The organism is Azospirillum sp. TSH100, from assembly GCF_004923295.1.
Taxonomy (GTDB): Bacteria; Pseudomonadota; Alphaproteobacteria; order Azospirillales; family Azospirillaceae; genus Azospirillum.
On the sequence record NZ_CP039636.1, the window covers coordinates 744,071 to 767,869 of the forward strand.

Annotated in this window: 20 protein-coding genes and 1 pseudogene; 11 read left to right on the top strand and 10 right to left on the bottom strand. The window is 63.5% G+C overall.

Annotated elements, in window-relative coordinates:
• Positions 1-52 precede the first annotated feature (52 nt).
• Positions 53-1,486, bottom strand: a complete 1,434-nt coding sequence (locus E6C72_RS20870; protein WP_109084768.1) for a M20 family metallopeptidase — start codon at positions 1,484-1,486, stop codon at positions 53-55.
• Between the two features lie 195 nt (positions 1,487-1,681).
• Between E6C72_RS20870 and E6C72_RS20875 the strand changes: the two genes are divergently transcribed.
• From E6C72_RS20875 to E6C72_RS20890, 4 genes are all read left to right on the top strand, one after another.
• The gene (locus E6C72_RS20875) at positions 1,682-2,596 is read left to right on the top strand and encodes a LysR family transcriptional regulator (RefSeq protein WP_109084767.1); all 915 of its coding nucleotides are present in this window, start codon (positions 1,682-1,684) and stop codon (positions 2,594-2,596) included.
• 225 nt (positions 2,597-2,821) lie between these two features.
• Positions 2,822-4,045, top strand: a complete 1,224-nt coding sequence (kynU, locus tag E6C72_RS20880; protein WP_109084766.1) for a kynureninase — start codon at positions 2,822-2,824, stop codon at positions 4,043-4,045.
• A complete protein-coding gene (gene kynA / locus E6C72_RS20885) occupies positions 4,042-4,893 on the top strand; it encodes a tryptophan 2,3-dioxygenase (RefSeq protein ID WP_199228706.1) in 852 nt (283 codons plus the stop codon). Before kynU ends, kynA begins: the two co-directional genes overlap by 4 nt.
• A 5-nt stretch (positions 4,894-4,898) precedes the next feature.
• On the top strand, positions 4,899-5,729 hold the full coding sequence (locus E6C72_RS20890; protein WP_348981135.1) for an alpha/beta hydrolase: 831 nt from the start codon (positions 4,899-4,901) through the stop codon (positions 5,727-5,729).
• 71 nt (positions 5,730-5,800) lie between these two features.
• On the opposite strand, the gene E6C72_RS20895 is transcribed toward E6C72_RS20890, so the two are convergent.
• The 4 genes from E6C72_RS20895 to E6C72_RS20905 all read right to left on the bottom strand — a co-directional run bounded on the left by E6C72_RS20895 (position 5,801) and on the right by E6C72_RS20905 (position 9,026).
• Complete coding sequence (locus tag E6C72_RS20895) at positions 5,801-7,750, bottom strand: MAC/perforin domain-containing protein (protein ID WP_109084764.1); 1,950 nt, start codon at positions 7,748-7,750, stop codon at positions 5,801-5,803.
• A gap of 167 nt (positions 7,751-7,917) precedes the next feature.
• Positions 7,918-8,073 (bottom strand): hypothetical protein, encoded by a 156-nt coding sequence (locus E6C72_RS31840; protein WP_169055252.1) that lies wholly within the window; start codon positions 8,071-8,073, stop codon positions 7,918-7,920.
• Positions 8,074-8,097: 24 nt separating this feature from the next.
• Complete coding sequence (locus E6C72_RS20900) at positions 8,098-8,400, bottom strand: cytochrome C oxidase subunit IV family protein (RefSeq protein WP_247875545.1); 303 nt, start codon at positions 8,398-8,400, stop codon at positions 8,098-8,100.
• Between the two features lie 11 nt (positions 8,401-8,411).
• Positions 8,412-9,026 carry a cytochrome c oxidase subunit 3 family protein gene (locus E6C72_RS20905; RefSeq protein WP_109084763.1) on the bottom strand — a complete coding sequence of 205 codons (615 nt, stop codon included), beginning with the start codon at positions 9,024-9,026 and terminating at the stop codon, positions 8,412-8,414.
• A 230-nt stretch (positions 9,027-9,256) separates the two neighbouring features.
• On the opposite strand from E6C72_RS20905, the pseudogene E6C72_RS20910 reads away from it, so the two are divergent.
• The 6 genes and pseudogenes from E6C72_RS20910 (at position 9,257) to nirK (ending at position 15,695) form a co-directional block, all read left to right on the top strand.
• Positions 9,257-9,708 (top strand): annotated as a pseudogene (locus E6C72_RS20910) (cytochrome c).
• Positions 9,709-9,721: 13 nt separating this feature from the next.
• Positions 9,722-11,071 (top strand): cbb3-type cytochrome c oxidase subunit I, encoded by a 1,350-nt coding sequence (locus E6C72_RS20915; RefSeq protein WP_109084761.1) that lies wholly within the window; start codon positions 9,722-9,724, stop codon positions 11,069-11,071.
• Between the two features lie 65 nt (positions 11,072-11,136).
• Positions 11,137-11,970 carry a CbbQ/NirQ/NorQ/GpvN family protein gene (locus tag E6C72_RS20920; protein ID WP_109084760.1) on the top strand — a complete coding sequence of 278 codons (834 nt, stop codon included), beginning with the start codon at positions 11,137-11,139 and terminating at the stop codon, positions 11,968-11,970.
• A gap of 25 nt (positions 11,971-11,995) precedes the next feature.
• Entirely contained in the window at positions 11,996-13,912 is a 1,917-nt protein-coding gene (locus E6C72_RS20925; protein WP_109084759.1) for a nitric oxide reductase activation protein NorD, read from the top strand.
• Positions 13,913-13,932: 20 nt separating this feature from the next.
• Positions 13,933-14,481, top strand: coding sequence for a molybdopterin adenylyltransferase (gene mog / locus E6C72_RS20930; RefSeq protein ID WP_109084758.1), 549 nt, complete (start codon positions 13,933-13,935; stop codon positions 14,479-14,481).
• A 146-nt stretch (positions 14,482-14,627) separates the two neighbouring features.
• Positions 14,628-15,695, top strand: a complete 1,068-nt coding sequence (nirK, locus tag E6C72_RS20935; protein ID WP_109084757.1) for a copper-containing nitrite reductase — start codon at positions 14,628-14,630, stop codon at positions 15,693-15,695.
• Between the two features lie 314 nt (positions 15,696-16,009).
• Here the strand turns inward: nirK and E6C72_RS20940 are convergent, their stop codons facing one another.
• The 4 genes from E6C72_RS20940 to E6C72_RS20955 all read right to left on the bottom strand — a co-directional run bounded on the left by E6C72_RS20940 (position 16,010) and on the right by E6C72_RS20955 (position 19,136).
• Positions 16,010-17,029, bottom strand: coding sequence for an SDR family oxidoreductase (locus tag E6C72_RS20940; RefSeq protein ID WP_109084756.1), 1,020 nt, complete (start codon positions 17,027-17,029; stop codon positions 16,010-16,012).
• Between the two features lie 29 nt (positions 17,030-17,058).
• Positions 17,059-17,625, bottom strand: a complete 567-nt coding sequence (locus E6C72_RS20945) for an isoprenylcysteine carboxyl methyltransferase family protein (RefSeq protein ID WP_109084755.1) — start codon at positions 17,623-17,625, stop codon at positions 17,059-17,061.
• Between the two features lie 2 nt (positions 17,626-17,627).
• A complete protein-coding gene (locus E6C72_RS20950) occupies positions 17,628-18,686 on the bottom strand; it encodes a type III polyketide synthase (RefSeq protein WP_109084754.1) in 1,059 nt (352 codons plus the stop codon).
• A 216-nt stretch (positions 18,687-18,902) separates the two neighbouring features.
• A complete protein-coding gene (locus E6C72_RS20955) occupies positions 18,903-19,136 on the bottom strand; it encodes a hypothetical protein (protein ID WP_109084753.1) in 234 nt (77 codons plus the stop codon).
• 148 nt (positions 19,137-19,284) lie between these two features.
• On the opposite strand from E6C72_RS20955, the gene hypF reads away from it, so the two are divergent.
• On the top strand, positions 19,285-21,588 hold the full coding sequence (hypF, locus tag E6C72_RS20960; protein ID WP_109084752.1) for a carbamoyltransferase HypF: 2,304 nt from the start codon (positions 19,285-19,287) through the stop codon (positions 21,586-21,588).
• Positions 21,589-21,671: 83 nt separating this feature from the next.
• Here the strand turns inward: hypF and E6C72_RS20965 are convergent, their stop codons facing one another.
• Entirely contained in the window at positions 21,672-23,534 is a 1,863-nt protein-coding gene (locus E6C72_RS20965; protein ID WP_136700821.1) for a carboxylesterase family protein, read from the bottom strand.
• Between the last annotated feature and the right edge of the window lie 265 nt (positions 23,535-23,799).

Consider the following 23,799-nt stretch of genomic DNA (forward strand, 5'->3'; position numbering starts at 1 on the left):
TTTGTCGGGTTCGCTCGTCACCGCGGCCGCTTGCTGCTGGTGGTCCTCGAAGTCAGCGCGCCGCCCGTTCCCCTAAATCCCAGAACAGGCCGGCCATGATCCGCAGAGCCTCGTCGGCGACCGGGATCAGCAGATGCTCGTCGGGGGCGTGTTGGTTGCAGCCGGGATAGGAATGGGGCACCCACAGGGTGGGCAGGCCCAGATCCTCGACGAAAAATTCGTTGGGCAGCGACCCGCCGAAATTGGGCAGAAGCGCCACCGGCTTTCCCGTGGTCCGCTCCATCGAGCCGACCGCCCAGCGCACCCAGTCGTCGTCGAGGTCGAGGCGGGTGGCGTTCGACATCACGGCGGCGGAAACCTGCACATCACCGAAGCCGTTCGCCGCCAGATGGGCTTTCACCGCCTCCCCGGCGCCGGCGGCGTCGGTGCCGACGACGAAGCGCAGTTGCAGCACCGCCTCCGCCTTGCCGGGGATGGCGTTCACCGGATGCCTGGTGTTGCCGGCCGACATCGCCAGCACCTCCAGCGCGTTCCAGCCATAGACGCGCTCGGCCGGTGACAGGCCGGGTTCGCCCCAATCGGCGTCGATCTCCGGCTCGTCCGCACCCGACACCACCGGAATGTCGGACAGCGCCCGGCGCACCGCGTCGGACAGCGGCGGCGGACGCAGCCCGTCGACCAGAATGCGGCCCCGGCCGTCGACCAGACAGGCGATGGCGGCGGACAGGCGGGTCGCCGGATTGACCAGCAGGCCGCCCCAATTGCCGGAATGATGCCCACCCGGCCGCAGGTCCAGTGTCAGGCGGATGTTCAGCCCGCCGCGGGCGCCGAGGAACAGCGTCGGCCGGTCGGCGGCGATGCGCGGTCCGTCGGAGCTGATCATCACGTCGGCCTTGAGCCGGTCGCGCCGGCTGCGGCAGATCGCCTGGAGTTCCGGCGAGCCGATCTCCTCGCCCATCTCCAGCAGCAGTTTCAGGTTGAAGCCGACGCGGCCCCGCCGGGCCTTCAGCACTGCGGCTAAGGCAGCCAGATTGATGCTGTGCTGGCCCTTGTTGTCGGCGCTGCCCCGGCCATACAGCCGGTCGCCGCGCAGTGTGGCCTGCCAGGGCGACAGCCCGTCGGACCAGCGATCGTCCATGCCGGCGACCACGTCGCCATGGCCGTACATCAGCACGGTTGGCAGTCCGGAATCCTCGTGCCGCTCGGCAATCAGGAACAGGTTGCGCCCGTCCGCCGCCGCCCGGCAGATCTCCGTGGTGAAGCCCATCGCGTGCAGGGTCGGGGCGATCTCGTCCGCCAGATAGGCGTTCAGAACGGCGACATCCCCTGCCGTGCTGTCGGTCCGGTGGGCGAGCCGGCGGTCGAGGTCGGCGACGAAGCCGCCGGACGTGAGAGAACCGGCTGCGTCCGCCACCACGGCGCGGCGGCCGTCATCCTCGATCCGGGCCGTCCCGGCCGACTGGCTTTCGGCCGCAATGCGCTCCATTGACAATCTCCGAATAAGGGGAGTATCGAGCCGCGCCAACACGGTCCCGCCGCCGCCCGCCGGTCTCGGGCGACGTTGCGACCTTCGGCGCAGCGCGTTTTCTGAACGTCGCGATCATCGGCGACTTTCCGTTTCGATGACAATTTCAATATTCTCAAGCGCGCTTTGACTTTCAGGAAAGCCGGGGACCGCGCCATGCTCAGCACCGCCTTGCGATATTTCCTGGAGGTCGCCCGAACCGGTTCCCTCAGCGAAGCGTCGCAGCGCCTGCATGTCACCGTGTCCGCCGTCAGCCGCCAGATCGCCAAGCTGGAGGACCATCTGGGCGCCCCGCTGTTCGACCGGCATCCGCGTGGCATGGTGCTGACCGCGTCGGGAGAACTGCTGGCCGACTACGCCCGACGTAGCGCGCTTGAGGCCGAGCGGGTGGCGGTGGAGGTGCGCGAGGGCGTGGGCTTGCGCAAGGGGGCGGTGCGGATCGCCGTATCCGACGGCGTCGCCCTGATCGCCTCGCGCGCGGTCCGAGCCTTCCAGGCCGAGCATCCCGACGCCGCCGTCGATCTGACCGTCGCTCCGTCCGACGCGATCGTGAAACAGCTTCGCCAGGGTGAGGTCGATCTGGGGCTGGTCTTCACGCTTTTGCCGGAAGCCGATTTGCGGATCGAGAAAAGCTGGTCGACCTACACCTGCGTCTTCGTCCGGCGCGACCACCCGTTGGCGGCACTGCCCAGCGTCACCATCGACGACCTTCGCGGCGTGAAGCTGGCGCTGCCCACCCACAACACCATCGCCCGCGTCGTCGCCCTGTTGCGGGTGGATGAACGGACGATGCAGGCCAGCACCTTCACCTCCAACTCCTTCGCGATCATCTGCGATTACGTGCGGGGCGAACGGGCGGTCGGCATCGCCAGCGACATCGCCATCCGCAGCCTGGGCGAGAGCAGGGCGGGCGCGGGCGACGACGGCTTCGTCATCATACCCTTTGCCCAGCCCGACCTGTACAAGCGCACGGTCCAGCTCTATGGCAGCGGCGGGCGGATCCTGTCGGGAAGCGGCATGCTGCTGCGCAACATCCTGATCGGCGCGGTGGATGCGGCGGCATCCGCCTGAACCGGACCCTGATTGGCGGGGTGCATTTTTTGCTGGACAGCCCGCCACCGCGCGGATACTCCAGAAAGTCAGGTGGTTGTACCAACCAATGGTCGTCGGCCGGTCTCCGACGCCTTCGGTTTCCACCATTTCCCCTCTCGTTTGCCGGATGTTTTTCAATCGGCAAACAGCGGCTCCGTGTCCTCACGTCCCGCCGCCATCCGGCCTGAAGGAGCAGGCAGACCGATGACAGAGTCTCCCAAGACCAACTTTCAGAAGACCGATTTTCACAAGACCCGACTCCGCTTCCGCATTCCCGACGGGGTGATATACCTTGACGGCAATTCGCTGGGGCCGCTCCCCATCGGGGTGGAGGAGCGGGTTGCCCGCACCCTGGCCGACGAATGGGGCGGGCAGTTGATCCGCGGCTGGAACAGCGCCGGCTGGATGGTGCAGCCGCGCAAACTCGGCGACCGCATCGCCCGGCTGATCGGCGCAGAGGCGGGCAGCGTCGTCGTCGGCGACACCCTGTCGATCAAGGTCTATCAGGCGCTGGCCGCCGCCCTGGCGATGCGGCCGGGGCGCCGCGTGATTCTTTCCGACAGCGGCAATTTCCCCACCGACCTCTATATGGCCGAAGGGCTGATCGAGACGCTGGGCCGCGGCCATGTCCTGAAGGTGGTAGCGCCGGACGAGGTGGAGGCGGCCATCGGCGAGGATGTCGCCGTGCTGATGCTGACCCAGGTCGATTACCGGACCGGGCGCCTGCACGACATGGCGGCGCTGACGGCCAAGGCCCATGCCGCCGGTGTGGTGACGGTGTGGGATCTCGCCCATTCCGCCGGGGCGCTGCCGGTCGATCTGGCCGGCGCCGGTGCCGATTTCGCGGTCGGCTGCACCTACAAATACCTGAATGGCGGGCCGGGGGCGCCGGCCTTCATCTATGTCGCCCCGCGGCATGCGGAGACGGCGCTGCCGGCCCTGTCCGGCTGGATGGGGCATGCTGCGCCCTTCGCCTTCGACCCCTCCTATCGCCCCGGTGCCGGGGTGGAGCGGATGCGCGTCGGCACCCCGCCGGTGATCGCGCTGGCCGCACTGGAGGCGGCGCTCGACGTATGGGACGAGGTCGACATGGCCGACGTCCGCCGCACCTCCATCGCGCTGTGCGACCTGTTCATCGGATTGGTCGAGGCGCAATGCCCGATGCTGGAACTCGCATCCCCACGCGATGGAGCCCGGCGCGGCAGCCAGGTGTCGTTCCGCCATCCCCAGGGCTATGCCGTCATGCAGGCGCTGATCGACCGTGGCGTGATCGGTGATTTCCGCGCGCCGGACGTCCTGCGCTTCGGCTTCACCCCGCTCTACATCGGCGAGGCGGAGGTACGCGGTGCCGTCGCCATCCTGAAACAGGTGATGGATGGCGGCCTCTGGGATCGGCCCGAATATCATAAGAAGGCGATCGTCACATGAGCGGCCAGGATATGAAGAAGCCCTACGATCCGGCGACCGAGGGCGCGCAGATGGCCTTCGACGGACGGATGTCCTATGGCGACTATCTGCAGTTGGACCGTATCCTGGGGGCGCAGATCCCGCGCTCCACCGCCCATGACGAGATGCTGTTCATCATCCAGCACCAGACATCGGAGCTGTGGATGCGTCTGGCCGTCTACGAGATCCGCGCCGCACGCGAGGCGATCAGCGACGACCGGCTGTCGCCCGCCTTCAAGATGCTCACCCGCGTCGCCCGCATCTTCGAGCAGTTGAACTCGGCTTGGGACGTGCTGCGCACGATGACGCCCAGCGAATATACCCGGTTCCGCGACGATCTGGGCCAGTCCTCCGGCTTCCAGTCCTACCAGTACCGCGAGATCGAGTTCCTGCTGGGCAACCGCAACCCGGCGATGCTGAAGCCCCACGCGCACCGTCCGGAAATCCATGCCCTGCTGGAACAGGAACTGTTGCGTCCCAGCCTGTATGACGAGGCGTTGCGCCTGCTCGCCCGCAACGGCATTCCCGTTCCGGCGGAGGTGCTGGACCGCGACGTCTCGCAGACCCATCAACCCCACGACGGCGTCACCGAGGCGTGGCGGGTGATCTACCAATCCCCTGAAACGCACTGGCCGCTCTACGAGCTTGCCGAGAAGCTGGTGGATTTCGAGGATTACTTCCGCCGCTGGCGCTTCAACCATGTGACGACGGTGGAGCGGGTGATTGGTTTCAAGCGTGGCACCGGCGGCACCGGCGGCGTTTCCTACCTGCGCAACATGCTGGCGGTGGAGCTTTTCCCGGAACTCTGGCGGGTGAGGACGGTGCTTTGACGGACTTGCGCAAAATCACGGATTGGGACGACGCCTACAGCAATGGCGCCCACATCCCCGGCGGCGACGCCTATCCCGCCCGTTGGGCGGAGCAGGCCGCCGCCTTCCGGGCGGTGCTTGCCGCTGCCGGGCGGGCGGAACTGGACCTGCCCTATGGCGAGGGGGAGCGGGAACGCTACGACCTGTTCCGGCCGGAGGGGAGTTCCAAGGGCACCGTGGTGTTCGTCCATGGCGGCTATTGGATGGCCTTCGACAAGGGGCGCTGGTCGCATCTCGCCGCTGGGCCGCTCGCGCGTGGCTGGGCGGTCGCCATGCCCAGCTACACGCTGTGCCCGGACACTCGTATCGCCGGCATCACCCTGCAGATGGCACGGGCGGTGAACGCCATCGCGAAGGCGGAGGCAGGGCCGCTGCGCTTGACCGGCCATTCCGCCGGCGGTCATCTGGTCAGTCGACTCGTCTGCGCGGACGCGCCATTGCCGGAGGAGGTTCGGGCGCGGGTGGAGCATGTCGTCTCGATCAGCGGCCTGCACGACCTGCGCCCTCTGCTGAACACCGGCATGAACGTGAAGCTGGGTCTGGATGAAGCGGAAGCCGTTGCCGAAAGCCCGGCCCTGTTGCGCCCGCAACCCGGCATCGGCGTCACCTGCTGGGTTGGTGCCGACGAACGGCCGGAATTTGTCCGTCAGACCGAGCTGCTCGCCAACATCTGGCTCGGGCTGGGGGCGGCGACCGGGCTTCGGCTGGCCGAGGGGCGCCATCACTTCGATGTGATCGATGATCTGGCCGATCCGGAGTCCGCACTGGTGTCAGTCTTGTTGCGGCCCCTGCCTTAAGTTGACGGTTCCACCGCATCAATCGCTCAAAGCCCTGTCGGTGGGGGCCCCACCGACAGGGTGCCTGCGGGTCAGACCGACAGGCCAATCCAATAAACGGTACAGGTCGTCGAGTCGACACTATTGTTGAAAGCAGAATTGTACTGTGCACCGCGGGTCACAGGGAAGGTGATCGCATTGTAGGGAACGTAGCAATCGATGTTGCTATAGAGGTGGACCGAGGTGTTGCCAACCATAACGGTCGTTTGCAGATTGGGGAACTGACCAGCGAACCCACTCAGCGTACCGCGTGAACCGCTCGTCGTTGCGTCCAAAGATGCCACCACGAACCCGTCGGTCGGCGCGGTATAGGTGACGTTCGGAGACAATGCCACCGGCGCCTGAAGGACGCTGCCAATTTCCGACTGTAGCGGGATCGTATAGATGGTCATGAGCGGATTGTCCGCCGTTACCGTGTAGGCGATGGAGTAGGAGGAGCCCGACGGTACCGGCAACAGGAAACTGGATTGCGGAATGTGGATGTCGTTGCCCGTGTAGGAGTGCATGGAGGCGGCCGCGATGGCCGTTCCGTTGATGGAACCGATGACATAGCCACGGTCACCATCATTCTGCTGCTGGATGGTGACGCATACGAACAGGTCGGTTTGGGCGGTTCCCGTCAAGGTATTGGCGGTGGTGTAGGTCGTTGGAGTGGACCACGCGCCGAGGGAAACTGTCGGCGGAAAGTTAAATGCGGTGAAGTAGCTGTCGAAAACTGGACTACCCGCTGCTGCATCGAGGAGGACGTTGTAATAATCGCCTTTACGCACCGGAACGATTGCATTGCCTGAAGGTACAATAATGCCACTGCTGCTGTTCTGGTTCATCGACCCCATGCCCCGAACTGCCGTCGGGTTCAGGTTGCTGTCCGTGACAAGCGTGAACAGCGCATTGTCACCGTTGTTCTGCTCGTAGGTCCAGCCCGACAGGAAGCCGTCGGAAGCCGCGCAAATGACCGTTGACGGATTGACCGCGGAGATTGGTCCGATGACGGACATTTCAGGGTTCAGATACAGGGTCAGCGCCTGCTGATAGGCCTGGATCATCTCCTCAGAGGCGGCAGGCGTCATCAGGTCGGTCATCGGGCTGACCACCGCCTGCGGCGAAACCGAAGGGTTCATAAGCAGAACCGGATCGGAGGAGATGGAACTGGTGAAATCATCGAGATCGGTGGACGACTGACCGCCCATGGTGAAGAAGTTGAAGCTGCTGGAACTGGAGAAGGACGAGACCGAGCTGCCAGACTTTTCGAGGGCGGATACCGTCAGGGAACCGCTGGCCAGCACAGCATTGAAGCCCGCCGTCAGATCCGCGGACACCTGCGACTGCGTCATCGAGCTGATGGAAGAGGTGGCGATGGAACTGAGCATGACATAAGAGCCGCCGAAGCATCCCGATTTCAGATAATGAGTGCCGTAAGTGTCAAAAAAGGCTGCGAAGTCGCTCTGGCTGCTGGATGGCGTCAAGCCATTCAGGGCGGTGGAAAAGTCCGAAGTCAGATAATTATCTGGAAGTTTCGACGGAAGATTGCGTGCTATTGAGAACACGATGGAGCCGCCGAAATTCAAACCATAAGTCTGGCTACTGGAGATAGAGATTCCTTGTGAAAAAACCGTAGAAACACCACCATGCACGGATGCAAAATCATAAGACGCTCCAAATGAAACTGAATCTGATATATAATTGCTATAGTCCTGCTGTGATTGTATGATGGAGGATGAAACAGATTTGTAAGTCCCATTATGAGAAGGATCATATGAAATTTGATCTGGAACGTAATATACTCCGGTTTTTCCGTCAATAGTGTAATGAACTGTTGTGTCTTTAGAGAATGTCTGAACGAATGCTACGTTGCTGGCGAAGCCGCCATTCTTCAAATTGAATCCTTGGGTGGTATAAACCTCCAAATTCGGCAGCTGGTTTGGCTGTGTAGGAACACCGGTCGAGGGAAGCGCAACGGAAATAACGGGTGTTATGACCATGAAAAACACTCCATAGTTTATTACATTTCAGACAAATCTTTATACGCGAGTAAATCTCTTATAAAAATCAATCAAAATCATCATTTTGAAACCAGGAAATCGGCATAAAAAATCGTTCTGCGTAACATTTATGCACATTTCGCTACTGATTTTGATAAGATTAGCATCTATTGAGTGAAAAACATTGAGCATAATACAAGCAATGTGGCGGCAGCCACAGTCACGAGCCCGTTGCGCCCCAAGGCGCGCTGGCGGTAAAGCGCCACCGCCACCGTGATGACGGCGATGCTGGTCAGGATCAGGCCGAGTTTGGCTTCGGTCATGGCCAATTCATCCTCGATGATGGGTTAGTGCGGTCCAGCCCAGCCCAGGGCACCAGCGGCGGTGACCAGCAGGATCGCGCAGCACAGCAATACCAGCCAGCCGGTCATCAGAAACCGCCAGCCCGGACCGGCATGGTTCAATTCCAAGTAATGCAGCAGGATTTCCCGCCCCTTCGTCACCGCCAGCGCCAGCAGCAGCGCCGCCCCGGCAATGCCGATGCTGCCGCCCGCATCGCCATGGCGGGCGAACAGCAGAGTGACGGCGGTCAGGCCCATCAGGATCAGCCAGGACAGCGTCAGCCGGTCAATTTTCTTGAGAGCGCTCATGGCCGGTCTCCTCAGCGGATCAGATAGACGAGCGGGTAGAGGATCACCCAGACCAGATCGACCATGTGCCAGAAGGCCGCGCCCGTCTCCAGATTCTCGACCATCGTCTCCGGGCCGGAGCGGCTGACCAGCAGCAGGATGACGATGCCCAGCACGACATGCAGGGCGTGGAAGCCGGTCAGCAGGAAATAGAGGGTGAAGAAGGCGTCGGTGTCGATGGTCAGGCCGGCGCCCAGCGTCGCCGAGTATTCCATAGCCTTCACCGCCAGGAAAACCGAGCCGACCGCCGCCGCCGTGACCATCGCGCGACGTGCCGGCGCCATCGCGCCACGCCGGCCGGCCGCCACCCCACGGGCGGCCAGATAACCGCTGGTCACCAGCACCATGGTGTTCAGCGCCCCCGCCGTGCCGTTCAGATGGGCCTGACCCGTGGCAAATGTCACCGGATCCAGCACGCGGGCGATGGCGAAGCCGATGAAGGCGACGCCGAACACCGCCAGTTCGCTAAAGATCAGGATCCACATCATCAGGTTGCCGGGCAGGGCGGCAAGGCCGCCTCCCCGATCGATCGGACCCGCGGTTTCCGGACCGGCCATCTCAAGGCCCGTCATCTCAACGTCGGCCATTTTCAAATGTCCAAAGCTTGTCATCACGTATGCGAATGATAAGCCGGCGATCCGGTGATCGGCTTGACCTCGGTCAAGGAATGCCCTTCCGCCACGGTCAATTATTCGCCCGACCCGTGGCGGATGACGCTGCGACGCCCGGCTTCCCGCTCCCGGCTTCGCACAACCAACGCCTTCCAAACCGACCCCCCTCTCGACCGACAGATCGAGATTTCCAGGGATCCCGAGCGATGACCGAACGCTTCACCAAGGCGGCCGCGCGAAACATCTTCTACGGCGGATCGCTGTTCTTCTTCGCGACCTTCGTCGCGTTGACCGCGCTCAGCCACAATTACGTCGTCAACACCAGCACCGATAAGAAGACGCTGACCGAGGCGGTCGCGCGCGGCAAGCATGTGTGGGAGAAGAACTCCTGCATCAACTGCCACACGCTGCTGGGCGAGGGCGCCTATTTCGCCCCGAGCTGGGCAATGTCTGGCTGCGCTATGGCGGCGACAAAGACCCCGAAGGCGCCGTGATGGCGCTCAAGAGCTGGATGGCGGCACAGCCGTCCGGAATCGAAGGCCGGCGCCAGATGCCGCAGTTCCATCTGACCGACAGCGAGGTCGAAGACCTTGCCGCGTTCCTGGAATGGACAAGCCGGATCAACACCCAGAACTGGCCGCCCAAGCTGTCGGGCTGAGGAGATTTCCGTCATGAAGTACGAATCGCAAAAAGTCGCCCTCTATTACTTCGCGGCGGCCATGGGGCTGTTCGGTGTGCAGATCCTGGTGGGTCTCCTGGCCGGCACCGTCTATGTCCTGCCCAACACGTTGTCGGAGCTGCTGCCCTTCAACATCATCCGGATGATCCACACCAACGCCCTGATCGTCTGGCTGCTGATCGGCTTCTTCGGCGCCGCCTATTACCTGGTGCCCGAGGAGGCGGAGACGGAACTGCACAGTCCCAAACTGGCGCTGATCCAGCTCGGCCTGTTCGTCTTCGGCGCGCTGGCCGCGGTCGTCGGCTATGTCTTCCGCATCCATGAAGGGCGCGAGTTCCTGGAACAGCCCCTGTGGATCAAGGCCGCGATCGTCGTCGTTGCGCTGATGTTCCTCTACAACATCACGCTGACGGTGCTGAAGGGTCGCCGCACGGTCATCACCAACATCCTGCTGGTGGGTATGTGGGGCATCGCGGTCTTCTTCCTGTTCTCCTTCTACAACCCGGCGAACCTGTCTCTGGACAAGATGTACTGGTGGTACGTCGTCCATCTGTGGGTCGAGGGCGTGTGGGAACTGGTCCTGGCCTCCATCCTCGCCTTCCTGATGATCAAGATGACCGGCGTCGATCGCGAAGTGGTGGAGAAGTGGCTGTACGCCATGGTCGGCCTCGCCCTGTTCAGCGGCATCCTCGGCACCGGCCACCATTATTACTGGATCGGCACGCCCGGCTACTGGCAGTGGATCGGCTCGCTGTTCTCCACGCTGGAAGTCGCGCCCTTCTTCACCATGGTCGTCTTCGCCTTCATGATGGTGTGGAAGAGCGGCCGCCGTCATCCGAACAAGGCGGCGATGCTGTGGTCGCTGGGCTGCGCGGTGTTCGCCTTCTTCGGCGCCGGGCTGTGGGGCTTCCTGCACACGCTGGCTCCGATCAACTACTATACCCACGGCACCCAGGTGACGGCGGCGCACGGGCATCTCGCCTTCTACGGCGCCTATGCGATGATCAACCTCGCCATCATCACCTACGCCATGCCCTACCTGCGCGGTCGGGCGCCGTACAACCAGACCCTCAACATCTGGAGCTTCTGGATGATGAGCGGCGGCATGGCCTTCATGACCTTCGCCCTGACCGCCGCCGGCATCGTGCAGACCCACCTGCAGCGCGTGATGGGGCTGGGCTACATGGAGGTCCAGGAACAGATCGCCATGTTCTACTGGCTGCGTCTGGGTGGTGGTGTCGCCGTCGGGATCGGCGTCGTCGTCTACCTCTACGCCGTGTTCGGCCCGGCCCGTGAAGAGCGTCCGGCAGCCGTCACCAGCGGCCTCCAGGCAGCCGAGTAAGCGTCAAATCTCCGGCCCCCGTCCGTATCCGCGGCGGGGGCCGTCTGTTTTTCAGGAGTTTCGCGATGATCCGCAGCGCCACCCTCGCAGCCGTGCCTGAGACCGTCGATGCCGCGAACAGCACCGATCTGCCCTTCTATCAGCCGACGGGCGACGAGTGCGCGCTGTTCGAGCACGCCTACACCCACCGTCTGCCGCTTCTGCTGAAGGGGCCGACCGGCTGCGGGAAGACCCGCTTCGTCGCCCATATGGCGGCGAAGCTCGGACGGCCGCTCTACACCGTGTCCTGCCACGACGACCTGACCGCTGCCGACCTGACCGGCCGCTATCTGCTCAAGGGTGGCGACACCGTCTGGGCGGATGGGCCGCTGACCCGCGCCGTGCGCGAAGGGGCCATCTGCTATCTCGACGAGGTGGTGGAGGCGCGGAAGGATGTCACCGTCGTGCTGCACCCGCTGACCGACGACCGTCGCATCCTGCCGCTGGACCGCACCGGCGAGACACTGGAAGCGCCGCCGGGCTTCATGCTGGTGGTGTCCTACAACCCCGGTTACCAGAATGTGCTGAAGGCGCTGAAGCCCAGCACCCGCCAGCGATTCCTGGCGGTCGAGTTCGATTTTCCGGCGCCCGAGCGCGAGATCCCCATCGTCGCGACCGAAAGCGGCCTGGCCGAGAACCGCGTCGTCCCACTGGTCCGCCTCGCCAACGCGCTCCGCGCCCTGAAGGGCCAGGATCTGGAGGAGGGCGTGTCGACCCGCCTGCTGATCTACTGCGCCACGCTGATCCGCTCCGGCATGAAGCCGGAACGCGCCATCCGCGCGGCTCTGATCGAACCGCTAACCGACGATCCTGACATCCGCGCCGCCCTGTTGCGCATCGCCGAGGTCACGTTGGGCTGATCGGAAAAGGGCGGGGGCTATCGTCATGCTGGAGTTCTTCGAGCCGGAAGAGACCGTCGGTCGTTTGTGGCACCGCCTGATCGGCGGACGATCGAGCTATCCACACCATCCGGAAGCCGCGGTGATGCTGGAGACGATGCGCCCGCGGCTGGCGGTGTTCTTCCGGGCGCTGGGTGGTGACCACGGGGTGCGGCTTGCCGCCGGAACCGCTGCGGTTTCGGGACACCGGCTGTCGCTGCTCGGCCGTATCGGGTTGGGGGAGGAGCGGGTGGAGCGGGCCGCGCTGGACGGCAATGTGCTGCAACTGCCGACCACGATCGACCTGTTCCCCGATCCAGCCCTGAACGAAAAGCTTTATGAATGGCTGGCCGCCTTCTTCGCCCATGCCGAGGCAGAGCAGGTTCCCACCGACCCGTTACAGGCCGATGTGCAGGCGCTCCGCAGTGCCGCCGCGACCACGACGCGGGTGCTGACCTGCTGGCCCGGCCTGACCCGCATGCATGAGGAGCTGGCCCGCGCCGTCGCCGCCAGCCGCCCCATCCGTCGCTTGCCTCCGGTGGAGGCCGATGTCGAGCACGCCGCCATGGCGCTGCTCGGCGCCGACCGTGCGCTGGGCGGGGTCGCCCGTATGCTGGCCCCCACCATCCCGCTGTCGGATTTCACCGCCCCTTACGGTTATGCCCGGCTGCTGCCGGTGCCGCTGTGGGGGCTGGTGTCGCCCGGCGCCGGTCGGGATGCCACCGCCGCGGCTGACAGCCCCGGCGAGGGAGGGCGGGCGGCCGAGGGCGATCAGCGCCGCCGTGCGGCGACCCGACGGCAGACCGACCAGATCCAGCGCAACGACCCGCTGATCCTCAACCGCTTCGAGAAGATGCTAAGCCTTGCCGAGGCGCTGAACATCCCGCGTGCCGTCGATGACGATGACGCGGAGAATGCCCGCAAGGCCGCCGACGACCTGGACGAGATCGCGGTCGGCGCGCATCAGCGCAAGGCATCGACCACGCTGAAGCTCGACCTCGATCTCGGTGCGCCGGTGGTCGACGACACGCCGCTGGTGGCGACCCTGAGCTATCCGGAATGGGATCACGGCCGGCAGGCCCATCTTCCCAACCATTGCCGGGTGATCGCCGAAACAGCACCGGCCGACGGTGACTCCTGGCAGCCCGACGCCGCGGCCCAGCGCCGCATCCGTCAGGTCCGCCGCCAGTTCGAGGCCTTGCGTCCGCGCCGCATGCTATTCACCGGACAGCCCGATGGCGACGAGCTGGATTTGGCCGCCCTGGTGCGCAGCCGGGCCGATCTTCAGGCCGGCGGCTGCGGCAGCGACCGCGTGCACCAGCAAGTGCGCAGTGCGGCCCGCGATCTGGCGGTGGCGGTGCTGGTCGACGGATCGCTCTCCACCGACGGCTGGATCGAGGGCCGCCGCGTGCTGGATGTGGAGAAGGAGGCGCTGCTGGCGCTGACCCACGGCCTGACCGCCTGCGGCGACGACCATGCGCTCTATTCCTTCACCTCGCGCCGGCGCGACTGGGTGCGGGTGCAGACGCTGAAGGGGTTCGAAGAACCGCTCGGCGCCGCCGTGACCCGCCGGATCGGTGCGCTGAAACCCGGCTATTACACCCGCATGGGTGCGGCGATCCGCCACGTGACCGCCGAGCTTGCCGAACGGCCGAATCGCCACCGGCTGCTGGTTCTGCTGACCGACGGCAAGCCGAACGACGTCGACCATTACGAAGGCCGCTACGGCATCGAGGACACCCGGCAGGCGATCCGCGAGGCGCGGCGCGATGGGCTCGCGGTCTTCGCCATAACAGTCGATGCGCAGGCCCGCGACTACATCCCCTATCTGTTCGGCCGTGGCGCCTATGCCATATTCCCGCAGGTCTCCCACCTGACCAAGGCGTTGCCGGCGCTCTACCGGCAGGTCGCCTGTGCCGCCTGAGCAAAAGAGGACCATTCCGAATGAGCGAACCGGTTAAGATCAGCCCTGTAAAAATCGGTATCGTCACCGTCTCCGACCGCGCCAGCCGCGGCGTCTACGAGGACAAGGGCGGCCCGGCGATCCGGGATGAGCTGTGCCGCATCGTCGCCTCCCCCTGGGTTGCGGAAGCGCGGGTGATTCCCGACGAGCTGGACCTGATCGCCGATACCCTTATCGAGTTGTGCGACGTCGCCGGCTGCGGTCTGGTGGTGACCACCGGTGGCACCGGTCCGGCACCGCGCGACGTGACGCCGGAAGCGACAGAGCGGGTCTGTGACAAGATGATGCCGGGCTTCGGCGAGCTGATGCGATCGGTCAGTCTGCGGGTGGTGCCGACCGCCATCCTGTCGCGCCAGACCGCAGGGATCCGCGGCCGCAGCCTGATCATCAATCTGCCGGGAAAACCGTCCGCGATCCACGATTGCCTGATGGCGGTATTCCCCGCGGTTCCCTATTGCCTGGACCTGATCGGTGCCGGCCGGATCGAAACCGATGCAGAAATTTGTGTCGCATTTCGTCCGAAATCGTAATCTTGGAAGTCATTACGTTTTGTAAGGAAATAAAGAGGAGCTGCGACAAAATAGCGTTTACAAGTTCCACTTGACGACGGTCAAGAAGAGGTCTCGGACAAGGGAGGAATATTCCCTCACAAGAAACATTCAGCCGAGACGACGCCATGAAGACCAAGCTCTCTCTCGTCACTGTCAGCGCCGCCGCTTTGATGATCCTGTCCGGTATCGGTGCCGCCTCTGCCGCTGACACGCTCTATGCCGATCCGAAGGTCAAGCAGCCGACGGTCAGCGTCGTCCAGGATCCGGCCGCCGTCCCGGCCCCCGAGAAGGCCGGCAAACGGGCGCCCAAGACCCACAAGGTCGCGCTGATGACGACGGAAGTCGAATCCAAGCTGGAGGACGGCACCACCTACACCTACTGGACCTTCAACAACACGGTTCCGGGTCCGATGGTGCGGGTGCGTGTCGGCGACACGGTGGATGTTTCGATCTCAAACGCGCCGGAATCGACGATGAACCACTCCGTCGACTTCCATGCCGCGACCGGCTTCCTCGGCGGCGGCCAGATCACCCAGGTTGAACCGGGTCAGACCAAGGCCTTCAGCTTCAAGGCGCTGACGCCCGGCGTCTACGTTTATCACTGCGCCACGCCGATGGTCGCCCATCACATCTCAAAGGGCATGTATGGCCTGATCGTGGTGGAGCCGGAAGCCGGTCTGCCGCCGGTCGATCATGAATTCTACGTGATGCAGCAGGAAATCTACGCCACCAAAGCGAAGAACCAGGCGAATGCCGAGGATGACTATGACGGCCTCGTCAACGAGCGTCCGAGCTATCTGGTGTTCAACGGTACGGTCGGCGCCCTGACCAAGGACAAGCCGCTGAAGGCCAAGGTGGGCGAAACCGTTCGCCTGTTCTTTGGCGTCGGTGGTCCGAACCTGACCTCCTCCTTCCATGTCATCGGCGAGATCTTCGATAAGGTCTACAATCTGGGTGGACTGGAGACCGAGCCGACCAAGGGGGTCCAGACCGTTACCGTCGCACCCGGCGGCGCCACGATGGTGGAATTCAAGGTCGATTATCCCGGCAAATACGCCCTGGTCGATCACGCGCTGAGCCGAGCCACCAAGGGCTTGATCGGCATCCTGGAAGTCGAAGGCAAGCCAGACGACAGCATTATCCAGGACAAGACCGGCGACAGCCGCAAGCAGATGGGCGAAATGCAGCACTGAGACTGCAACTGGCTTAAAGAAAGGCCCCTTTCCCGCGAGGGAGAGGGGGCTTTCATTTCAAAAAAACAAAGAAGGGCTACCATTGCCGGCAGCCCTTCCATTGTCAATCCGTGTGTCGTCGACACCACGGCGCAGTCCTTAGCGGACCAAAATCCCTTCCGCAAAGAAAGAGACCCCGGCCTTGGCGCTCGACGACGAGTGAGACGGACAATGAGACACGAGATCACCTCCTTTCTGTTGTTGACGTATGGCACTCTATGTAGTCGCCCTGACAGGGCCTGCAAGGGGAAATCCTGACTGCTACACTGTGATATTCACCGGTGTGTCATCCGGCTCACCATGAAGCCAACCCCACCAGCCAGGAGCAGGCCGGCGGCCATCGCGATGCCGCGTGCGGCACTGCTGGGTGCCGTCAGACGCAGGCTGTTGTGCGGCAACCCGAAGCGCCCGCGGGTGCGGTGCAGGCCGCTGACGGGTTGGTACAGGTTGTCGGGCCTGTTGGGGATCTCGAGTTCATCGGTCATCTGGCCCTCGACCGCTGTTTTGGCGAGGTAGCGGTCGGCGAAACCCGGCGCCAGGAGGGTCCCGAGGATCGCCTGCATCGCCGATCCGCCCAGCCAATATTCGCGGCGGGGATTTTCGGCGGCGTGCAGGATGGCGTGGGCGATGTCTTCCGGCTGGAAAATGGTGCCCATTGGGCGGGCCCGGCGGGGCATATGGCTGCGCGCCCAATCGAATTGCGGCGTGTTGACCGCCGGCAGATGAACGGTGGTCAGCCTGACGCGGCTGTCGTCGTGGATCAGTTCGGAGTGCAGGCTGTCGATGAAGCCGGTGATGGCATGTTTGGCCCCGCAATAGGCCGATTGCAGCGGGATCGACCGGTAGGCGAGAGCCGATCCCACCTGAAGGATCGTGCCGCGGTCGCGCATCCGCATCCGCCGCAACGCCGTCTGGATGCCGTAGGCGGAGCCGAGATAGGTCACGTCGGTCACCCGCTTCAGTTCGTCCGGCGTCACGGCATGAACGGGTCCGAATACGGTGACCATCGCCACGTTGATCCATACATCCATGGGACCAAAGGCGTCCTCGACTTGGCCTGCGGCTGCCTCTAGCGCGTCGGGATCGGCGACGTCCAACGGCAGAACCAGCGCCCGTCCGCCCAGCCGTTCGACCTCCTTCTTCACCTCCTCCAGGGTATCGGCCGAGCGGGCGATCAGGCCAATGGAAGCCTTGCGGTAGGCGGCGAAGGCCAGCGCCGTTGCGCGTCCGACCCCGGCGGAGGCGCCGGTGATGCAGATGACAGGAGAGTTTGGAACACCGTTGGTCGGTTGCATGGCGGGGGTCCTGCTTCAAGGGAATGCCATCAGGCCGCCGGTGGACTGCGCCGGCTGCTCCATTCCGTCCAACCCCCGGCGCCGCTTCCGGTTCCGTCGCGCCCGCGCAAGGCCTGCTCTTCCACCCGGATGCGGTGCAGGGTCAGCGGGATGTTGAGCAAGGAAGCCGCGACGGCGATCCACACCTCACCGAAAACCAGCGGCAGTACGGCAAGCTCCCCCGCCACCACCAGATAGTTCGGATGCCGGACCCAGCGGAATGGGCCGCGGTGAACCAGAGGCGCGCTATCCAGGGTGATGATCCGCGTTGTCCAGAAGCGGCCGAGTGTCGCTATCACCCAGACCCTCCCAGCCTGGAGGAGCAGGAACAGCGCCAGCAGCCAGCCGTTCACCGGTGCACCGGGCGGCACCGTTACGAACAGAGCGAGCAGCCATGCCATATGCAACACCACGAACAGCGGATAGTGCCCGGCACCCACTTCCCGCCCGCCAGCGGCCAGCAGGCGGGCGGTGTTTCTGCGGGCGATCGCCAATTCCAGCAGACGCTGAACCGCCACCGCGGCCAGGATCATCTGCGGCCAGCCGAATGCCTCCATGGTCATAGGTCCAGTACGGTGAGGCCGGCGGTGAAGCCGGGGCCGAGCGCCAGCATGAGATGCCGTCCGGTCGCGCCGCTCCGCATCCGGCGGTCCAGCACGAACATCACGCTGGCGGCGGACATGTTGCCGCAGTCGCGCAGCACCGCCCAGGACTCGTCCATGCCCCTGGTGGCCGGCGCCAGCACCTCCGTCAGTGCTTGCAGCACCTTGGCGCCGCCGGTGTGGCAGATCACGCCGTCAAGGTTGGCCCGCGTCATGCCCCGGCTGGTCAGGAAACCGTCCACCACCGGTGCCAGCCTTTCGCGGATCAGGCGGGGAATGTCCTGGCTGAAGACGACGCCGAACCCTTCGTCTTCGATCCGCCAGCCCATGATCCGTCGGGTCCCGGGCCAGGTATGCTCTGCGCTGTCGACGATGTGCGGGCCGAGGGTGCCGTCATCCTTCACGGGCGCGCGAAGCAGGGCGGCGGCGGCACCGTCGGCGAACAGTGCGCTTGCCACCACATTGGTGGGGGAGGCCTCCTCAGGCCGGTGCGACAGGGTGCACAGTTCCACCACCAGGAACAGCACCGTGCGGCCGGGCATGGCGCGTGCCATCATGCCTGCCCGCGCCAGCCCCAGCGTCCCGCCGGCACAGCCCAGCCCAAAGACCGGCAGTCTCACTGTATCCGGCCGGAACCCCATGCGGTCCAGCAGCAATGCTTCCAGGCTCGGCGTGGCGATGCCGGTGGTGGTGGCGCAGACGATGGCGTCGACATCGGTGGGGCGTAGACCGGCGGTGGCCAGCGCCTTGCCCGCCGCTTCTTCCAGCAAGTCCAAAGCCACCCGCTCGAACACGGCGGCGCGTTCCGCCCAGCCATGGGGCGCCAGATACCAGGACAGCGGGCAGGCTGCGTGGCGGGTGCGGATGCCGGTGTTGCCGAACACCGGCGCCAGCCGGTCGAAGTCGCGCAGGCGATGGGCGAACACCGCTCTTGCGACGGTCAGCGTCTCGTCCTGTTCGAAGCGGTGGGGCGGTAGTGCGGTGGCCACCGCCAACAGCCGCGGATCGAGTGACATCCTGCCTCCTGCATGCTGCCGTCGGTCTTGGAGCCAGAGGGGCCGGCGACCATCCCGCTTCCTCAGCCAACAGGTAGACTGCGGACTGATTGCGCCAAGCCCACCTCATTCAGAAGGCTATCGTCTTCCGAAAATCCGGGAGTGCCGACGAACAAGGGCGGCGCCATTTCGAGCGCCGCCCTTGTCCCAAGCTGCCAGGTCCAAGCTGCCGCCCGATCAGGCCTGCCGGGGCCGCAACGGCGGCCCGTCGCGGAAGGGCTTGTCGACCCCGCCCTTGTCGTTGGTCTGGTTTTCCACGTCGCCCTCGAAGGTGGTCTCGCCCTGGGCCAGATCCAGCTCGTCCGGCGTCATGCCGGCGGCACGGGCGCCCTTCGATCCGCCGATCTGCGGGTTGTTCTTCAGGTCGGCATCGGTAGGCTTGTCGGTCTTTTCGTGCTGGCTTGTGCTCATGGCGGCGTCTCCGTTCCGGTTCCGCATGTCCTTCTGTCAACCGGCGGGTTGGCGGATCGTTGCGAAATGCCTTCGGTCTCGCCCTTCCACGAGAGAGCAGTATGATACGGGGATAGGGCGACGCAGCCGAAGATAACGTAAGGACACCATGTCAGAGAGCTTTGAACGGCTGCGGATCCGGGTGCGCGGACGGGTGCAGGGTGTGGGATTTCGCCCGCATGTCCATGCGCTCGCCCGGCGTTTCGGCCTGACCGGCTGGGTGCTGAACGATCCCAAGGGCGTGCTGATCGAGGTGCAGGGCACCGCCACCGACGCCTTCCGCGCCGCGCTGACGGTGGAGGCGCCGCCGCTGGCCCGCATTGATGGTGTCGAGTGGGACGCAATCGTGCCGATCGTCGGCGAGGATCGCTTCGTGATCCGTCACAGCGAGGCGTCGGGCGCCATCGCCACCGGCATCGGACCCGACGCCGCAGTCTGTCCGGCCTGCCTTGCCGAACTGTTCGACCCGGCCGATCGCCGCTATCGCTACGCCTTCCTGAACTGCACTCATTGCGGCCCGCGCTACACCATCACGCGTCGGCTTCCCTATGACCGGCCGCAGACGGCAATGGCCGGCTTCCCGCTCTGCCCGGAGTGCTCGGTCGAGTATGGGGACCCCGCCGACCGCCGTTTTCACGCGCAGCCGACCGCCTGCCCGGTCTGCGGCCCGCGCCTGTCGCACCCGCCGGAGGATATCCTGGCTGCACTCCGCGCCGGCAGCATCGTTGCCATCAAGGGGCTGGGCGGCTTCCACCTGGCCTGCGATGCGACGCGTGCGGATACGGTGGAGCGGCTGCGGCGGGTCAAGCAGCGCAACGGCAAGCCCTTCGCCCTGATGGTCGCCAACGCGGAATCGGCCGCCCGCCATGTCCGGATGGACACGGACGAGCGTGCGCTTCTGGAAGGGGTGGCGCGTCCCATCGTCCTGCTGCGACGGCGGGAGGATGCCCCCGCTCTGGCGCCGGACATCGCCCCCGGACTGGCGTGGCTGGGTGTCATGCTGCCCTACACGCCGCTGCATTACCTGCTGTTCCACGAGGCTGCCGGCCGGCCCTCCGGCACCGGCTGGCTGTGCGAGGCCCAGGATATGACCCTGGTGATGACCTCCGCCAACCCCGGCGGCGAGCCGCTGGCCATCGGCAACGGGGAAGCGCGGGAGAGGCTCGACGGCATCGCCGACCTGATCGTCGACCATGACCGCGATATCGTCATCCGCGCCGACGACGGCGTGGTGCGCAAGCTGGCCGGCGCGCCGGCTTTCCTGCGCCGTGGCCGCGGCCATGTGCCGGAGCCGATCCGGCTGGTCCGTCCGGTGCCGCCGATCCTGGCGGTCGGCGGCCATCTGAAGAGCACGATCTGCGTCACCCGTGGCGACGAGGCCTTTCTGTCCCAACACATCGGCGACCTCGACAATGCGGCGACACTGGGCTTCCTGGAGGAGACCGTCGCCCATCTGCTGCATATCCTGGGGGTGGAGCCGGTGGCGGTCGCCCACGACAGGCATCCGGATTTCCAGTCCACCCGCTTCGCCGAAGGCACCGGGCTGCCCACCATTGCCGTCCAGCACCATCATGCCCATGTCGCCGCCGTGATGGCCGAACACCGGATCGAGGGGCCGGCGTTGGGTCTCGCCCTCGATGGCTTTGGCCTGGGTGAGGATGGCGGTTCCTGGGGGGGGGAGATGCTGCTGGTTGACGGTCGCCGGTCCGAACGCTTGGGCAGCCTTGCGCCGCTCGCCCAGCCCGGCGGCGACGTTGCCGCCCGGCAGCCCTGGCGGATGGCCGCCGCAGCCTTGATCCGTATGGGACGCGCCGATGAGATCGCGTCCCGCTTCGCCGCCCATGGCCCGGCCGAAGGTGTGCGGCGGATGATCGAGCGCGGCATCAACGCACCGCAGACCAGTTCCTGTGGTCGCTGGTTCGACGCCGCCTGCGGCCTGTTGGGCGTCCGTGCGGTGGCGGGATTCGAGGGTGAGGCGCCGATGATGCTCGAATCGCTGGTCCGCAGGCCGCGCGTGGCGGAGGGCGCCTGGCGGATTGCCAGGGGCGTTGACGGGGGCGTTGACGGGGGCGAACTGGACCTGACGCCGCTGCTCGAGCGCCTGCTAAGCGTTGCCGATCCGGGCGAGGGAGCGGAGTTGTTCCACGGAACGCTGGCGGCGGCACTGGTGGACTGGACGCTGCCGGTGTTGAGTGCCCATGGCCTGGACCGGGTGGTGCTTTCCGGCGGATGCCTGATGAACGCGATCTTGGCGGAGGAACTCGTCGGCCGATTCTGCGCTGTCGGCATAGAGCCTTTGTTACCGCGGCTGGCGCCTGCCAACGATGGCGGGCTCAGCCTTGGTCAGGCATGGGTGGCTGCGGAACGTCTTTCCCAACCAGCTTTGCCGATGAAGTCATGCGGGGATCACTGATCCCCGCATGACCGATATAACGATCGAGCGATTTCACATGAGCGGCTTTTGATTCCGACAATTCAGAATCAAAAGATCGCCTTCTAGAAGAGGCTGCAGTTCGCGCCCGCGGCGACGTTGGTAACATTGAGATTTGCGGCATTCACCGGCGAGGAACTCGTATTGGCGAGTTGGACGACCGGTGCGCTGGCCGTTGTGCTGTAGGGAGAGAACTTGGCCGGGATCGAGGAATTCACGAATCCAGCCCAGACTGAATTCATGAACGTTGCAAGGGCGGGGTCGCCGGTGTTGGGCGTTCCTTTCATGACGTTAAGGGTATTGAACACATAGGGCAACTCATTGCCATGGCAGACGGCGCCGGCTGCCGGCATGCAGAAGTAGTTATCATTCGGAACATAGGCATCGAAGAAAGGAGCCTGCACGAATTGGTAGGTGTAGGCCGACTTGGTTGATTTTGAAATGTTGCTCAGCAACTGGTAGTTCGGGCAGTTGAACACATAGTCAGTCACCACTTGAGAGAGCGCTTGCTCTTGCGGGCTGATAGAAAAATTCTTTTGCGGGTTTGAATTGGGGATCTGGCCTGTGATTTCGCTGTAGTTCGATGGATTGTACGATGACTTGGAGGAAATTTTGTTGTTCAGCCCAAACATTGCATCGAGAAACAATCCATAAACTGTGTTCGCGTCGCTGCCGCTCAACGCAGCGCCAAGCAACGGCACTTTGGACGTGGTGATTCCAACGAACAGGTTCCCTTCATTCTTGTTTGTTCCCATCAGGATGGTCTTGTCCTTGGAGCCATTCTGATAGCCACTGATCGGTTGACCGAGAATGGTAGCTCCATCGACGACCGGGCTCCAGGTCAGGTTAATTTTGGAGAGTGCCGCAGCGCATGCCGGAAGATTGGTAATTCCGCAGTTGGAATTGTTCTTGCCTTGAGCATTCATGATGTCAACGGTTTGGACACTCGTTATGTTGGACGGTCCATCCGCTTTCCATTTGCTCGGGTCTTTCAGTTCCAGAAGGCACTGCGGATTTGTGGCACCAGCGGCAATGACACGATCCATCCAGACATTGCAGAGGTTGCCGAGGAAAACGCTTCCATGGTCATTATAGGCCCCCTCCGGGCTCAGATAGGTGATTCCGAGGGGATTGCTCTCCATGATCGTTTGGTTGAAATAATCCGTGCTGCTTGGAATCGAGAATGTATGGAGACCGGCTGACATCGCGCCGGCGCTTTCGCCTGACAGCGTAACATTGGTCGGATCGCCGCCGAAGCTGCTGATGTATTTCTGTACCCACTTCAAGGCGTTCTGTTGATCCTGAATGCCAAAATTCCCGGCAATAACAGGCTTGTTTGCCAGAAGATCCCAGCTGGTCAGGAACCCGAGCGCGCCAAGTCGGTAGTTGAGCGTGACAACGACCATATTGCCGGTTGCAGCCAGTGCTGCACCATTATAAAGAGGATCGGATCCAGCTCCAACGACAAACGCTCCACCATGGATAAAGACCATGACGGGAAGAAGTTTGTCGGAGCTCGTCGGATTGATTTTTGGTGTCCAGATATTGAGAAACAGACAGTCTTCGCTCTGCCCTGAACCAAAGTCACCTTGTGGGCAGATATTTCCAGCAGTAACTTGAGAAACAGCCCCACCCTGAAGTGGCAACTGATTCATCGTTGATGGTTGCCACCGGGCTTGTGTCGCGTACTGAATTCCCATGTAGTTGAATAGATTATTCTGTTGACCTCCATAACTTACAGTTTGACCACAGGTCATGACATTCCCTGGGGCTTGTGAGTTATAGGGATAGGAATAAACATTTGTAGTCGAGTTGGCTGCGTTTGCAGAGCATGCAGCCGGTTGTTGTGCATTCGCTGGGTTCAGGGCGCAAAGCGTGAGGCCGACACCGACCATTACGGTCGCGGACAGCATTTTCAGTATACTCATCCCGCCACTCCTCTTCTAATACGATAAGTTGTTATTAAAATTTCCCTCATTGAGGAAATTGAATGTATGAATAACAATTTTCCTGTTGAATGCACGAATTCAATCTTTTTGAAATCAGATCTTCCAAAAGAGAAATCTAATATAATGATTACGAAATAGGATCGTGAGAAGCAGAGTTACTGAATTCAGAAAATGGGATTTATCCATATATTATTCCCTCATTCAAATAGTAACCTAGTATAAAAGCAACATATTTTTAAAACAG